Raw genomic sequence first — 14,682 nt, 5'->3', positions numbered from 1 at the left:
ATCTGGAATGCTGAACGGAGATCAACATGACGGACGTCAAAGTCGCCTATGATGCCGCAACCCTCGCGACATTACGGCACGTGCTCGATCAGGTGCTGACACACCCGCTCTTCCTCAATGCGGCATCAGTGTCCGCACTCCAAATGGCCGAGCACATTCTCTCGCTTGCTGCCGCTGGTGAACGGGATATCGAACGCTTGAGGAATTCGGCATTGTCGATCCTTGCATCCGGCAAGGCCGCCTGAGCTGAGCCGCCCTGCCTGAACTAATTTCCGATTTTGCGAACTTCGTCGCAGCGCATGTCAAGAATGGCGCGTATCTTCTGGCTGTCGAGAAATTCGGGAGCGCGAGGATATCCACCGTCTACGAGCTTTTCCTGGATGCCCTTCCAGTCGCGCACGTTGCCCGAACCCGCCAGCTTCAGCGCCGCGCGGTAAACCTCGAGATGCTTCTTACGCATTCGCTCGTCCCCCAATACGTGTCACAAAACGTTTGCGGAACCTCGTCTGTAAGCGCGGCGTTTTCGTGTCATCGGTCGGGGAAAGCACCATGGATGAACAGATGTGAAAAGGACCCAGGTCCGCGCTTATCGTTCTTACAGCGACCTTCACAGACCGAGTGTGACCGTCGCCCATTGAATGATCTTATCGCCATTGAGGAACGCGATTGCGCTCGGTTCAATGACATTAGCTCGGTCATGGGCGGTTACGACTGTCGCCACCACAGCGTCACAACGATCATTGAAGGCAATTGCCAGCGCGGCGCTATGTGAGCGGTCGCCAGTCGTGTAGGCCCGGCTGCGGCCCTTCATCCAACGGACATTGATCGGATGACCGGATCCGAGCGCCACCGGCTTATCACCCATCAACCGGAAATCACTCAGGCGATGGAGCTCATCGTCATCGGACACGCCAGTCGTGCAATTGCAAAAGCCTATCTTGGCGCGAATGTAGAGATTAACCTCCCTCCCGCAGTGGGCGGCTGCGCAACGAAAGGCCTTGCCTCTGCCCCACTCGTCCATTGCGAAGGGCCACTCCACTTCTGTCCAGACCGGGTGTTCAGGGATGGAACGCAACACATCACTCTTCGGCAATAGCGGCCACGCCAGATGCCCGAACGCCCCGGCGGCACCTCCGATCGACAGGCCGCAGATCGCAGCCGTCGCGATGGCTTTCTTCATCACAGCACCGCCCTGGAAACGCGGCTAATTCTTCGCCACGAACGCCTTGGCCTCCCCAAGCGTCGATCTCTCAGACGTCGCTCCGGTGGTTGAAATCAGCCTCTCGTACGCGGTCTTTGCTTTACCGCTATCGCCGATCGCCTGTGCGGCCTTTGCCGCGCCAACATAGGCGTTGTAACGGTTCGGTTCCTTCGACATCGTCGCTTCGAACGCGGCGAGCGCCTCGTTCGCCATGCCGCGATCGAGCAACATGACGCCGTAAAGCTCGCGAGCCGGCATCAAAGGCCCCGGCGTGACGGGCGACTTCTCGGTCTTGTCCTCAGCATCGGCGGCCAGGCTCATCGCCTTCAATGCGTCTTCGTATTTGCCTTCGGCGTAGAGGATCCAGGCCTGGGCCGCCTGCTCCTGAACATCGACCTGGCCGGCCCAATAATCGTTCTTTGCTTCACGCAAATTGTCACGAAGTGCAGCAAGTTTGTCCGCATCGCTCTTGGCGGAGTCGGTGTCGCCCGAGCGTGCAGCGCCGATCGCACGGGCAAAATAGGTCACCGCCATCACATGCGGAAACTTGCTCGACTGGATGGCGAGATTGGCCGCGCCTTTCCAGTCCTCACGCTCCATCGCATAACGCGCAGGCGATGCGGCGTGAGCGTACGCGGCTGCAAACGCATCAGGCCCGAACTGCGTGGCTTCAACTGCATCGACGATGTCGCGGGCTTCCTTGTCCTGTCCGAGCTGCAGGTAGGCATAAACCATATAGTCCTGGCCATGGAGCTGATCGCCGGTTTCCTTGCTCGCTTTGGCCGCGTCCACCGATGCATTGTTCGCGGCGATCGACTCCTTCCAGTAGCCGACACGCGTGAAAATATGCGACGGCATATGCTGCGCGTGGGGCGCATTCGGCGCCACCTTGGCGTAACGAAGCGCGGCCGGCAGGCCTCGTGCTGCAACCGGCGGATAATCGTACAGATGAATCAGGTAGTGAGCGACGCCCGGATGCTGAGGCTGCCGCTCGAAGATCGGCTCGAGGATGGCCGCGCCTTTCAATTGATTGGCGTAGGTCTTATCCGTCGCAGGTGCGGCGACATTCAGCGTAATTGCATAGAAGATCTGAGCTTCGTCATCGTCCGGATAGCGTGCGGCCAGATCCGCCATCTTCTGCAGATAGGCCTGAACCCGCGCCTGATGAGAGGTCTTGTCGTAATCGCGATACATCACCGCGAGCGCATCGATATAGTCGCGCTCGCGTTGTGTTTTCGCGCCAAGCGCCTGGGCCTTCTCGATCGCAGCAAGTCCCAGCGGAAGATTGGGTGCAGGCACAGCGATATGCGGATTGCTGAGCAACGACAACGCAATCCCCCAATAGGCAATGGCGCATTCCGGATCGGCTTTGAGTGTTTCCTGATAGATCTCGCTCGATGCGCTGTACCAGAACGAATGCTGGTATCGCATGGCGCGATCGAAACGCCGTTGCGCCGTCTCGTTGCAGGACGTCGCGAAATGGACCGTGCCTAGTTTTTGTTCGGAATTGTCCTGCGCAAAAGCAGGGTAAGCAGGTCCGAGCGTTACAAGAGCTGTAAGAGTGAACGCGAATAGCGGTGCACGCATGACGTCCTCCCTGACCGATTGTGGCAAATCTCCCTTCACATCTGTCGGAATAGTAAGCGCTTGAGGTGCGTGGCTCAACGCACCTCTTTGTCAGCGTTGGGTCAGAGGCACTGCCGGATTGCCGGCGGCTGCGTCAACAACCGTAAAGTGCGCTTCTCCTGCGCATACACGCATGCACGATAAATCCGGCCGCCTTCGATGACGGCCGGACGTTTCCTGCAAGCGTGAATCAGACCGACTTGCCCGATGCTTCGTCTTCAAACGTCACCGCCACGGCGGCATTTGCCGAGAGGCGCACCTTCTGCCCTTCGACATCTGCGACCAGACCGAGATCGATATAGTGATGATGGCCCTTGTGACTTCCCTCGCCGCTATCCGCCTTCGTCAGCTTGATCCTGTTTTTCTCGACCCGATCGACAGTGCCGACGTGAACGCCATCCGCTCCGATCACTTCCATATGTTCCTTGATCCGACTGTCGCTCATCTGTCTCTCCTTGCTACAAGTGTTGGCGCTTAGACGTCCGCGGCGCCCCTCAACTCCGGTCCAGATGGCCCATCATTGCGGCGGCAGCCCGAGCTTAACGATGCTCGTGGCGCATGATTATGACGCGGATCGCGGCGGCACGTTCCCCAGCAACGGGCCGAGCCCCTCCGCGATCGTGAGGTGAGAGATCGCGGCTTCGCGAAGCCGGGTGTATGGAAGTCCTGCCAGCATTGCCGTCTGAATCACGGCCATCACCTCCCCTGCCTCTGAGCCGATCATGGTGAAACCAAGGATCTGGTCGTCATCTGCGGCGACCAGTGCTTTCATGAAGCCATCGGTTTCGTCCGTGGCTTCGGTACGCAGCACATTGCTCATCGGCAGCTTCGCCACACGCACCGGGATGCTCTGGCGCAAAGCCTCGGTTTCGCTCAGGCCGATGTGGGCCAGCGGTGGGTCGGTGAACATCACATAGGGAACGAGCCGTTCATCCGTCCGGCGGTTGCCACCCGCCATATTGTCCCTGACAATTCTGAAATCGTCGACGGACACATGGGTAAATTGCGGGCTGCCGGCGCATTCGCCGATCGCCCAGATGCCGGGAGTGCTTGTCTCCAGCCGCGCGTTGACACTGATAAAGCCGCGTGCATCGCGTTCAACGCCGGTCTTCTCCAGTCCGAGATCGGCAGTGTTGGGAATCCGCCCAACTGCAACAAGAAGATCGCTGCCTTCGATCGTCTGCTCGCCGGCTTCCGTTGTCACCGTGACGGCAACGCTCTTGCCCCACTCACCGCTCACCTTGATCGGCAACGCTCCCAGCACAAGCTGAATGCCTTCAGCGGTCAGGATGCGCTGCATCTCTTCGGCCGCATCAGCGTCCTCGCGACCCATGAGTTGCTTGCCCGGCTCGATGATCGTGACCCGGCTGCCGAAGCGGCGAAAAGCCTGCGCCATCTCGATGCCGACGTAGCCACCGCCGAGCACAACGAGGTGCTCCGGCAGATGATCCAGCTCAAGCGCCTCGATGTGCGTGATGGCACGGACGGTGTCCAGACCGGGAATATTCGGGATGGCGGCATGCGAGCCGACGTTGATGGCCACCTGCTTGCCGCTGACCACGCGCTTGCCGCCATCATTCAGTTGCACGTCGATCGTCTTCGGCGCGACGAAAGATCCGGTGCCCATGATCAATTCGGCGCCGCTCGTCTTGTAGGCGTTAAGATGAAATGCGATTTCGCGATCGATCATCTCCTGCTTACGACCCCGGACCTTCCGCATGTCGGTCTTCACGGCGCTGGTCATCGTGCCAAACGTCGCGGCATGGTGCGTCAGATGCGCTACCCGCGCACCCCACAGGACGTTCTTGCTGGGCAGGCACGCGACCGCGGGACAGGCGCCGCCGACCCATTGACGCTCGACGACCGCAACGCGCTGTCCCGAGCGGGCCAGATGCCACGCGAGCAGCTTGCCGCCTTGGCCGCTGCCAAGGATCAGAGTGTCAAATTCTTCGGTCTGCGCCATGTCTTGTTCCTCGGAAGTTTTGAATAGTGAGACGGGGCCTCAGTGAGCATGACCGCTGAACGTGGCCCCGCATTCCGCCGCCATTCACGAGACACTGCCTCTTGCAATCAGCCTTTAGCGGCCATGGAAAGCGCGACATCGGCGGCACTAATCCCTTCGAGCGCGAGGCTGTAGCCCACGCCTTCATCGATAATGCGGCGCAGCTTCTGTATGAGCGCGATGCGCGTGTAACGGGCTGTCAGCGGCGGCAATTTGGCGAGACTTTCCGCAATCTCGCGGGCACGTGGCAGCAATTTCTCAGGCGAAACGACCTCGTTGACCGCACCCCAGTCCTGGGCCGTATCTGCATCCAATTCCTGACGCGTCAACAGGAAGTAGCGTCCGCGCACGCTTCCAATCACTTCCGGCCAGAGCAGATTGACGCCGTCGCCGGGCACGATGCCAAACTCGAAATGCGGCTTGTCCTGAAACACGGTCGAAGGCGTTGCCAGCACGATGTCCGACAACAACACATATTCTGAATGCAGCCGCACGGGCCCGTTCAATGCAGTGATCAGCGGCACCTCGATATCGAGGATATTCATGAGGACTTTCCTGCCCTCGCGATAAATCTTGTCGTACCCGCGCGGTGTAAAGAAATCGAAGCCTTCAGGGCTGATCGATTCCATGAAAGCCTCTCCGCTTCCCGTGAGAATAACCACGCGTGTATCGGGATCCGATGCAATCTCATGGAAGAGGTCGACAAACTGTTCATGGGAGTGGCCATTGAAGACCAGCGTGCCGCCTTCAGTGTGGAAGGTCACCTCTACGACGCCGCTGTCAGAACGAACCAGGCGCGCGTTCGGAAATCTGTTCTGATAGTCGGCGAACCGGCTCATGAAATGCTCCATTGGACACGCGTGTGACGCAAAGAGCTTATCGAGGGAGGCGAAATCCATTGGTAGCGCACTGAAGCGACTAAAGGTTATTCCTGCAGGGAATAGTGTCACGATTGTGCTTGACGTGCGGCATGAAACGCCCGTCCGTATACATTAGTGATGCAACTTCAACCTGAATGGGCGATGGCTTTGCAATCAGCCTGCGAGGCCAACAGGGCCTCGACGAAATCGGCAAAGGCGCGCGCCTTGGCGCTCGCAACGCGGCCGGTAGGAAACACCGCCCAGACATCGATGGGATTCATCGCCCAATCGCAGAGCACCTCCTTCACCTTGCCGCTGGCAAGCTCAGGAGCGAACATCCATTCCGAGGCGACCGCGAGCCCCATATCGGCAAGCACCGCTGTGCGAATGCCTTGCGCGGCCGAGATGCGAAGGCGCCCTCGCACCGTGACCGATACTTCCACACCGTCCTTGCAAAACATCCAGACATCGCCGCCGGACGTACGTGCATGGATGATCGCCTGATGCGTTGTCAGTTCGGCAGGCAATTTCGGCACGCCCGCTTTGGCAAAATAGCCGGGCGCACCCACGACGATACGACGCCCCTGACCGATCCGCCGCGCCGTCAGGCTCGAGTCCGCGAGATCCCCCATCCGCAGCGCGATGTCGATTCCCGCCTCGATCAAATCAACGCGCTGGTCGTCGAGTACGAATTCAAGATCGACGTTGGGATGGGCCGCAAGAAAAGCACCGAGATACGGAATAAGATGCAGGCTCGCGAACGTGGTTGCTGCGCCGACGCGCAGTCGTCCAGACAGACCGGTGCCGGCACCGCGGGCAGCAACAAAGGTGTCATCCACCTCCTCGATGGAGCGCTTGGCGCCTTTGTAAAAACTCGAGCCCGCTTCCGTCGGCACCAATCCGCGCGTGGACCGAAACAGCAGTTTGACGCCGAGCGAATCCTCAAGCTGAGCAATCGCCTTGGAGACCGCGGGCTGGCCCACGTGAAGCTGACGCGCGGCCTCCGAGAACGAGCCGCTTTCAACGACCCTGACGAAGGTCTCCATCGCTGTCAGTCTGTCCACGCCTTCCTTCTCCTTCGGCCGAATATGCAACACACTCCTATTATCGACGCGACAAGGGTGTGCAAGCACCTCTTGGAGGAACGGCAGGCCGGTCAACAGGATGGGCGGTTTCGATGCTGTTCTCAGGAACGGCGGCTTAAGGGATCAGCCGGTCCCGGCGCAATTTCTCGAACAACGCAAAGAAAGCCTCATCTGTCGGCTGATAGACCGAAAATCCGAGCTTCCGGCTTTTCGACATGTCCGTCACCACTTCGATGGGACGGCCGAGGTCGGCGTCGGTGTGCCACGGTGAAATCAATCGGTCGATCTGCGGCTCGGCGAGCTTGTGACGTTCCGCAATGTCACGCCAGACCGCGGCATCGTCAGCCATCTGCTGTTCGAGCGGACGAACCACGCCATCGAATGGCGCCGCCTCGATGCCGAACCAACCGGCGATGCGTCCCCACATCCATTTCCAACGGAAGACGTCGCCGTTAACGACGTTGAAATCCTGATTGGCCGCTGCAGGCGTGGTCGCCGCCCAGAGCAGGTGACGCGCGAGCAGCTTGGCATCCGTCATGTCGGTGAGGCTGGTCCATTGCGCCTCGGATCCCGGAAAGCGGAATGGGCGTCCTGTTTCCTTGCAGATCGAGGCATAGACGGCAAGCGTGGTGCCCATGTTCATGGCGTTGCCGACCGCTTCGCCAATGATGGTATGCGGACGATGGACGCTCCAGGTAAAGCCGTCGCGCTTTGCAGCCGCAAAGACCTCGTCTTCCTGTGCGTAGTAAAAGTTGTCGATATCGAGACGGCCCTGCTCCTCCCGGAACGGCGTCTGCGGCAAAGCCCCTTTGCCATACGCCTCGAACGGCCCGAGATAATGCTTGAGGCCGGTCACAAGCGCGACGTTGCGCACGGATTTCGAGCCTCGGACCGCGTCGAGAAGATTGCGCACCATTGCCGCGTTGACGCGGATGTTTTCCGCCTCCGTTGCCTGCCGCAGCCATGTGGAGATGAAAACATGAGAAGGCGCGAGGCTGCTTAGCGCAGATCCAAGCGAAGCCGGATCAAGCAGGTCAGCCGCAACCGGTGTGACGCCGTCTTGTTTCACCGGCTTGCGCGCGAGTCCCCACACCTGCCAGTTGTTCTCGTTGAGGAGCGCGCCCGTCGCGCTGCCGACAATCCCGCTCGCACCTACTACCAATGCTTTATTCGACATGATCACTCCTGCTCGACGCTCCCGAGGTAGGTCCGAAATGTGTCGTGTTCGAGAAGGCACCGATAAATGACATAGGCACCGGGGGGTAACCATGAAACCAAGTTCGCTGGTCCACGGAGAGCATGTGGCAGGTCACGAGAACGCCCGCCCGCTCGGCCCGCTGGAGGTCAGAGGCCGGCGAGAGTGTGACCGCGCTTGGTTCGCCAAACGGGCGCCTCTTCGGGCGCCCGTCATAACGATCATGGATCGCTGCTTCACTTGGCGATTGCTACTTGGCGATTGCGGCCCGTGACGCGGCGATTTTCTCTTTCACCGACTCGAGGTTGAAGCTCGCACCCTTCTGCATCGGCGGGAATTCGACCGCCGTTTGCGCCAACTTCTCCACCTGCTGCTGAACGAAGACGAAGCGCCAGAATTCGTACTTGAACCAGTCGAAGTACTGTTGCGCTCCTTCTTTGGTGCCGTTGTCGGGCCAGCCCGTGCGCTCGAACGGATCGAGGCGCAGGTTGATCAAGTAGGGTATGTCGGGTTTGGTCTTGTCACCAACCCACCCTTTGGGTTGGTCGATGAAACGATATTTGAAGTCGTCGATGCGCACGGCACCGAGTTCGCTCTCGCCGAAATACCAGATCTCGTGCCGGTTGGACGGCCCTTTGCCGGTGATCATGTCCATCTGGTTATAGCCGTCCAGGTGAACCTTGTAGGTGCGGTCGACGATGTGTTTGCCCTTCTTCAACTCCTCGACAATGTTGGGATTACCGGCAGCCGCAAGCAACGTCGGGAACCAGTCGAGCCCGGAGATAATGCCGTTCTCCACCTTGCCCGCCGGCACTTTGCCGGGCCAGCGGATCATGGCCGGGGCGCGGAAACCGCCTTCCATCACGGTGCCCTTGCTCTGCGCGAACGGCGTCTGACCGCCGTCCGGCCAGGTAAACACCTCGGTGCCGTTGTCAGTGGTGAAGATGACGATCGTGTTGTCATCGACCCCCATGTCCTTCAGCTTCTGCATCACGATGCCGATGTCGTCGTCGAGCTGCGCCATGCCGGCTTCGTGAATCGTCCAGCCGTTTTTCGAGTTGCGCATCCCCTGATACCTAGGCGACAGGTGAGTCACGATGTGCATGCGGGTCGGATTGAGCCACAGGAAGAACGGCTTGTTGTCGGCCTTGGCTCTCTCGATGAAGTTGAGCGCGAGATCGCGGATTTCATCGTCCACGGTTTCCATCCGCTTGGGATAGAGCGTTCCTGCGTCTTCTATTCTTTGCTTGCCGACCTTCCCCCAGCGCGGGTCGTCGGTGGGATCATCCACATTGGTCGCCCATGAGTGAACCATGTTGCGCGGGCCGACGACGTTCAGCAGCTCCTGCGGATAACCAGGATGGGCGGGGTCTTCCATCGCATCGAGGTGATACAAATAACCAAAGAATTCGTCGAAGCCGTGCACCGTCGGCAAAAACTCATTCTTGTCGCCAAGATGATTCTTGCCGAACTGGCCGGTGGCGTAGCCCATGCCTTTCAGTGCAGTGGCAATCGTTACCGCTTCCGCCGGTATGCCGATGGCCGCTCCGGCCTGTCCGACTGTCGTCATGCCGGTGCGGATCGGCAACTCGCCGGTGATGAAGTTGGCGCGGCCCGCCGTGCAGCTTGCTTCCGCGTAGTAATCGGTAAAGAGCATTCCCTCGGCAGCGATCTTGTCGAGGTTCGGCGTTCGTCCCGCCATCATGCCGCGGTGATAGGCACCGATATTCCAGATCCCGATGTCGTCCCCCATGATGACGACGATATTCGGACGTTGACCGGACGGTGATGGCGCCGGCTGCGCTTGTGCCGGCTGCGCCGGAATTGGTTGTGGTGGTCTTGGCTGCGCCTGGGCAGAACTCGTCAATCCCAATGCCGAGAGTGCCGACGCTGCAGCAAGCGAGCTGCCGCTCAGCAACAGATCGCGGCGTTTCAACCCACTGCCGTCTGACTGCCGCACATCGTCATAAGAAGCAGATTCCGGCGGATGCTTGTTCATCATGGCACGTCCCTTTCTGCATTAAATGCACCGCACGTCATGTGATTTGTTGGTGGCCGCCTCGCCTGGATGCAGGCATGAACGACGCCCCACCGTTGCTGGCGATAAGAGAACAACGCCTCCGGCACACCGCTTCGATCCGCCCCTCGGGACAGATCACGCAAGCCACCAACCACCCGCCATGCGATGCCGCGCGAGTGCTTGTGCTTCAATGAGCGTTGATCTCGTGGAGCCGCGATCCCTGCAATTGGAACGCGGCAGGCCCGCCAGCGACGCGGGCGCGCTTATTCGGTTAAAGTAAGAGCTGCTGCATGGTCACCTTCTTTCTGCGAAAACCGCATTGCACGAAGGAAACGCTTACGTTTTTAGCAGCTACCCGAAGCGCAATAACGCTAGGTCAGACAGCGAACATTGACAAGGTTTTTGAACGGTAACGTGTTGTGTGACAGACCGTCGAGGCAATCATTCAGTCACGGATGCTTACGTATTGATGCACAACCTGACCGGGCCTTATTTCCGCTTTTCCCGATCCGCCTGCTCCTTGATTTCGTCCTCGGAGAGATCGTGGCGGACCGAGGCGATATCGCCATCGTTTGCGATATCGATGCGAAACGGCGCATCGCGCGTGGGGTCCGCGGCAGGCCTTCGTTTGGGTGCCGTCGTTTTGACCTTGGACTTTGCACTTCGGGCTCCCGTCCCCGGCCCGCTTTGCTTTCTTGGTGCCATGGCCTCAGCTTTCCTCCCAGCGGCGCAGATCAGCCCTGCCATTATTCATTGAATGTGGCCGAGGTGAAGAGCATCTGATACTTCGACTATTAGAAAAATACCGGGAGAGACGCGATGACGGATGGACCTGCGCATGAAGTCCACGTGGCGGACTACGACGTGCCGATCCCGTATATGCAGCGGACGCGCAATTACTATCTCGCCATTGGCTACGACACCCCTTATCGCTGGGCCCACAATATCGATGTGCCATTCCAGCCGCTGAAGAAGCCGCTCGCGCAATCCCGTGTTGCTATCATCACCACAGCTGCCCGCTTCGACCCCACCAAGGGCGATCAGGGCCCGGGCGCGCCCTATAATGGCAGCGCGAAATTCTATGAGGTCTATGATGGCGACACCGCGCAGCAGCATGACCTGCGCATCTCCCACATCGCCTATGATCGCACGCACACGACGGCGACCGACATCGGCACATGGTTTCCGCTGCCGCAGTTGCATCGCCTCGCCCGCGAAGGCCGCGTCGGCTCGGTCGCGCCGCGCTTCTTCGGGGCGCCGACCAACCGCAGCCATCGCGTGACCGTCGAGACCGACGCACCGGAAATTCTTGCGCGTTGCAAGGCGGACGGTGTCGATGCCGCAGTGCTCGTGCCGAACTGCCCCGTGTGCCACCAGACAACGGCACTGGTCGCGCGTCACCTGGAGGCCAACGGCATCTCCACGGTGGTGATGGGTTGCGCCAAGGACATCGTCGAGCACGCCGGCGCCCCACGCTTCCTGTTCAGCGACTTTCCGTTGGGCAACTCAGCAGGCAAGCCTCATGACGTGGCGTCGCAGGCTTTGACGTTTGAGCTGGCACTGAAGGTGCTGGAAAGCGCGCCCGCCGCGCGGACCACGGTGCAGTCGCCGCTGCGCTGGAGCGACGATGCGTCATGGAAGCTCGATTACAACAACGTCGACCGGATGGCGCCGGAAGAACTGGCCCGTCGCCGCCGGGATTTCGACGCCCAGAAGGAAGCCGCCCGCGCCAACCGCGTGGCCTGATTAGTCTGTTAAACCAGCTGCCTTGCGCAGGGCCGCATTGATGCGGTCCTGCCAACCGGGTCCATCTTCCTGGAAGCGTTCAAGCACGTCCTGATCGATCCGCAGCGAGACCAGTTCCTTGACGCCGGGAACGGCTGTTTTTTGCGGAACAGGCTCGGCCTTCTTGGCCGTGATCGACTTGAACGCAGCTTCGGCTTCCGTCTTTGCGTCGCTGAGTGTGCGGGGCCGGCGTGGAGGTGATGCCATCATCAGATTCCTTGGATCAAATTCCTTCAAATAAGGCGGTCGAGAGATAACGCTCCGCAAACGACGGCACGACCGTAAGGATGACCTTGCCGGCATTCTCCGGCCGCTTGCCGAGTTCGAGCGCAGCCGCAATGGCCGCGCCGGACGAAATGCCGCCAGGAATGCCCTCGAGGCGTGCCAACTGCCGCGACGTTTCGATGGCCGTGGCGCTATTTACCGTCACAATCTCATCAATCACTGAACGGTCCAGGATATCCGGGACAAAACCCGCACCAAGACCCTGGATCTTGTGGGGCGAATGCTGGCCACCGGACAGCACCGCGCTTTCCTCTGGCTCCACGGCGACGATCCGCAGCGATGGCTTGCGCGGCTTCAGCACCTGCCCGACGCCGGTGATGGTGCCGCCGGTACCGACCCCCGCCACGAAGATATCGAGATTGCCTCCGGTGTCGTTCCAGATTTCTTCAGCAGTGGTGCGGCGATGCACCTCGGGGTTCGCAAGGTTCTTGAACTGCTGCGGCATCACGGAGTTCGGCGTATTGCGGATCAAGTCCTCTGCGGTGGCGATCGCTCCCTTCATGCCCTGCGACGCCGGCGTGAGGATGATCTCGGCACCGAGGAATGCCAGCATCTTGCGCCGCTCGATCGACATCGATTCCGGCATGACGAGCTTGAGCCGGTAGCCGCGCGACGCCGCAACGTACGCCAGTGCAATACCGGTATTGCCGGACGTCGGTTCGATCAGCACGGTGTCCGGATTGATCACTCCGGCCTTTTCCATGGCGACGATCATCGCCGCACCGATGCGATCCTTCACGCTGGCCGCCGGATTGAAATATTCCAGTTTGGCGAGAATTGTCGCTTTGACACCGCGCTGCTCCGGGAGCCTGCGAAGACGAACGACCGGCGTATCACCGAATGCATCGACAATGCTGTCGTAGACGCGGTCGCGGCCAGGGGTGTGCACAGCGTCAGTGCCCGAGCGTGTGTCCATGGCAATTCTCCGGGAGCTATGCGCGAGGGTAAAGCCGCGCGAAACGAACGACTTCCGCCATTAAGATGCGTCGGTACCTTCATGCAAGAGGCAATCACAGCGCAGTGAAGCCATTGCACTGCAAAACAAAAACATCACAGGAAGTATCTCAAAAGGAACGTATTTGTGTTGCCACATGTTCAAACTTCTCGCGTATCGTACCGCCTGTCTCCGATACTCAAAGGGGGGTCACGATGTCAGCAATCGCTGAAGTTCTGTCGACCAATGCGCCTGTGATGTCACTGCGTGCGAGCGAAAAGCCCATTTGCGTGATTTGCTCGGATACCCTGGTCGCAGCGGAAGCTTCAGCCCTGCTCGCTGACAACGAAGTGAGCTACCTCTGGACCTGCGATACCTGCGGCTGCGGTTTCGTTACCAAGCATCCGGCAACGAAACCTTTCGCCTGCAATTGAAATCGCACGCAGCCGAGATCATCCAAAACATCAGCTGTTCATGTGCGCTGACGTCTTTTGCTCACACGATGGATAAACTTCTTCAGAAGTAATATCGCACCGCACCTATTGAGTGATGGGCGCAATGTCCCCACGCGCCCATCCCTCGCGGGTGCTGGCACGGAAGTCGTCGAATTTGCCGGCGGCGATGGCGGCGCGGCTGCCCTGCATCAGATGCTGGTAATAGGCGATATTGACCTCGGAAAGCAGCATCGCACCGAGCGTCTCTTCTGATTTTACGAGGTGGTGCAAATAGGCGCGCGAATAACTTCGCGTAGCAGGCCAAGTGCTCTGTTCGTCGAGCGGACGCGGATCATTGGCGTGCCGGGCATTGCGCAGGTTGATAACACCGTGGCGCGTAAAGACGTGGCCGTGACGGCCGTTGCGCGTCGGCATAACGCAATCGAACATGTCGATGCCGCGCGCTACCGCTTCCAGCAGGTCATCCGGCGTGCCCACGCCCATCAGGTAGCGCGGACGGTCCTGCGGCAGGATCGGCGCGACCTCCTCGATCATCGCCAACATGACCTCCTGCGGTTCGCCGACTGCAAGTCCGCCGATGGCATAGCCGTGAAAACCCATATCGATCAGTGCGCGGGCGCTTTCACGCCGCAGATCGGGAACGTCACCACCCTGCCCGATGCCGAACAACATGTAGCCATCCGGCGCAGTCTCAAAGGCGCGCTTGCAGCGCTCTGCCCAGCGCAGCGACAGATGCATGGCGCGCTCGATGTCCGCTCGCTCGGCAGGCAACCGGACGCACTCGTCGAGCTGCATGGCGATGTCGGAGCCAAGCAGCCGCTGCACCTCAATGGCCCGCTCCGGCGAAAGCTCGATTTTCGCGCCGTCGATGTGCGAGCTGAACGTCACCGCCTGCTCGGTCACCTTGCGCAGCTTGGCGAGCGACATCACCTGGAAGCCGCCGGAGTCGGTCAGCATCGGGCCATTCCAGGTGGTGAATTTCTGCAGCCCGCCCAGCGCGGCAATGCGCTCTGCGGTCGGCCGGAGCATCAGGTGATAGGTGTTGCCGAGAACGATATCGGCCCCGGTGTCGCGGATATCGCGCCAATGAATGCCCTTCATCGCACCGGCCGTGCCAACAGGCATGAAGGCAGGCGTGCGCACAATGCCGTGCGGCGTCGTCAGCTCGCCGGTGCGCGCTTCGCCGTCCCGGCCCAAGAGTTTGAAATGATTGGCGACTGTCATCCGCGCGTTA

16 protein-coding genes are annotated in these 14,682 nt (G+C 60.0%); 3 read left to right on the top strand and 13 right to left on the bottom strand.

Annotated elements, in window-relative coordinates; all coding sequences use genetic code 11:
- Positions 1-26: 26 nt before the first annotated feature.
- The gene (locus tag ACP0KA_RS24525; RefSeq protein WP_424631308.1) at positions 27-245 is read left to right on the top strand and encodes a hypothetical protein; all 219 of its coding nucleotides are present in this window, start codon (positions 27-29) and stop codon (positions 243-245) included.
- A 20-nt stretch (positions 246-265) separates the two neighbouring features.
- On the opposite strand, the gene ACP0KA_RS24520 is transcribed toward ACP0KA_RS24525, so the two are convergent.
- The 10 genes from ACP0KA_RS24520 to ACP0KA_RS24475 all read right to left on the bottom strand — a co-directional run bounded on the left by ACP0KA_RS24520 (position 266) and on the right by ACP0KA_RS24475 (position 10,694).
- Positions 266-460 (bottom strand): hypothetical protein, encoded by a 195-nt coding sequence (locus ACP0KA_RS24520; RefSeq protein WP_424631307.1) that lies wholly within the window; start codon positions 458-460, stop codon positions 266-268.
- 147 nt (positions 461-607) lie between these two features.
- Positions 608-1,180: a hypothetical protein gene (locus ACP0KA_RS24515; protein ID WP_424631306.1), complete on the bottom strand. Its 573-nt coding sequence runs from the start codon at positions 1,178-1,180 to the stop codon at positions 608-610.
- 24 nt (positions 1,181-1,204) lie between these two features.
- Positions 1,205-2,788, bottom strand: coding sequence for a tetratricopeptide repeat protein (locus tag ACP0KA_RS24510; RefSeq protein ID WP_424631305.1), 1,584 nt, complete (start codon positions 2,786-2,788; stop codon positions 1,205-1,207).
- Between the two features lie 229 nt (positions 2,789-3,017).
- Positions 3,018-3,272: a DUF2171 domain-containing protein gene (locus ACP0KA_RS24505; protein ID WP_424631304.1), complete on the bottom strand. Its 255-nt coding sequence runs from the start codon at positions 3,270-3,272 to the stop codon at positions 3,018-3,020.
- A 117-nt stretch (positions 3,273-3,389) separates the two neighbouring features.
- Positions 3,390-4,790, bottom strand: coding sequence for an FAD-dependent oxidoreductase (locus tag ACP0KA_RS24500; protein WP_424631303.1), 1,401 nt, complete (start codon positions 4,788-4,790; stop codon positions 3,390-3,392).
- Positions 4,791-4,897: 107 nt separating this feature from the next.
- Positions 4,898-5,668, bottom strand: a complete 771-nt coding sequence (locus ACP0KA_RS24495; RefSeq protein ID WP_424631302.1) for an enoyl-CoA hydratase/isomerase family protein — start codon at positions 5,666-5,668, stop codon at positions 4,898-4,900.
- Positions 5,669-5,835: 167 nt separating this feature from the next.
- A complete protein-coding gene (locus tag ACP0KA_RS24490; RefSeq protein ID WP_424631301.1) occupies positions 5,836-6,753 on the bottom strand; it encodes a LysR family transcriptional regulator in 918 nt (305 codons plus the stop codon).
- Positions 6,754-6,889: 136 nt separating this feature from the next.
- A complete protein-coding gene (locus ACP0KA_RS24485) occupies positions 6,890-7,951 on the bottom strand; it encodes an SDR family oxidoreductase (protein ID WP_424631300.1) in 1,062 nt (353 codons plus the stop codon).
- Between the two features lie 268 nt (positions 7,952-8,219).
- Complete coding sequence (locus ACP0KA_RS24480; RefSeq protein WP_424631707.1) at positions 8,220-9,968, bottom strand: arylsulfatase; 1,749 nt, start codon at positions 9,966-9,968, stop codon at positions 8,220-8,222.
- 510 nt (positions 9,969-10,478) lie between these two features.
- Entirely contained in the window at positions 10,479-10,694 is a 216-nt protein-coding gene (locus ACP0KA_RS24475; protein ID WP_424631299.1) for a hypothetical protein, read from the bottom strand.
- A 114-nt stretch (positions 10,695-10,808) separates the two neighbouring features.
- On the opposite strand from ACP0KA_RS24475, the gene ACP0KA_RS24470 reads away from it, so the two are divergent.
- Positions 10,809-11,735, top strand: coding sequence for a glycine/sarcosine/betaine reductase selenoprotein B family protein (locus ACP0KA_RS24470; protein ID WP_424631298.1), 927 nt, complete (start codon positions 10,809-10,811; stop codon positions 11,733-11,735).
- On the opposite strand, the gene ACP0KA_RS24465 is transcribed toward ACP0KA_RS24470, so the two are convergent.
- Both ACP0KA_RS24465 and cysK read right to left on the bottom strand, forming a co-directional pair.
- Positions 11,736-11,981, bottom strand: coding sequence for a BrnA antitoxin family protein (locus tag ACP0KA_RS24465; protein WP_424631297.1), 246 nt, complete (start codon positions 11,979-11,981; stop codon positions 11,736-11,738). It lies immediately after the preceding gene.
- Positions 11,982-11,997: 16 nt separating this feature from the next.
- A complete protein-coding gene (cysK, locus tag ACP0KA_RS24460; protein WP_424631296.1) occupies positions 11,998-12,975 on the bottom strand; it encodes a cysteine synthase A in 978 nt (325 codons plus the stop codon).
- Between the two features lie 233 nt (positions 12,976-13,208).
- On the opposite strand from cysK, the gene ACP0KA_RS24455 reads away from it, so the two are divergent.
- Entirely contained in the window at positions 13,209-13,427 is a 219-nt protein-coding gene (locus ACP0KA_RS24455; RefSeq protein WP_424631295.1) for a hypothetical protein, read from the top strand.
- Positions 13,428-13,532: 105 nt separating this feature from the next.
- Here ACP0KA_RS24455 and tgt read toward each other — a convergent pair whose 3' ends face one another.
- Entirely contained in the window at positions 13,533-14,672 is a 1,140-nt protein-coding gene (gene tgt / locus ACP0KA_RS24450) for a tRNA guanosine(34) transglycosylase Tgt (protein ID WP_424631706.1), read from the bottom strand.
- Positions 14,673-14,682: the final 10 nt, after the last annotated feature.

Source organism: Bradyrhizobium sp. SYSU BS000235 (assembly GCF_049747295.1).
In the GTDB taxonomy this organism is placed as follows: Bacteria; Pseudomonadota; Alphaproteobacteria; order Rhizobiales; family Xanthobacteraceae; genus Afipia.
The sequence above is the reverse complement of the archived record's forward strand: the minus strand, read 5'-3'. Positions and strand labels throughout refer to the sequence as shown.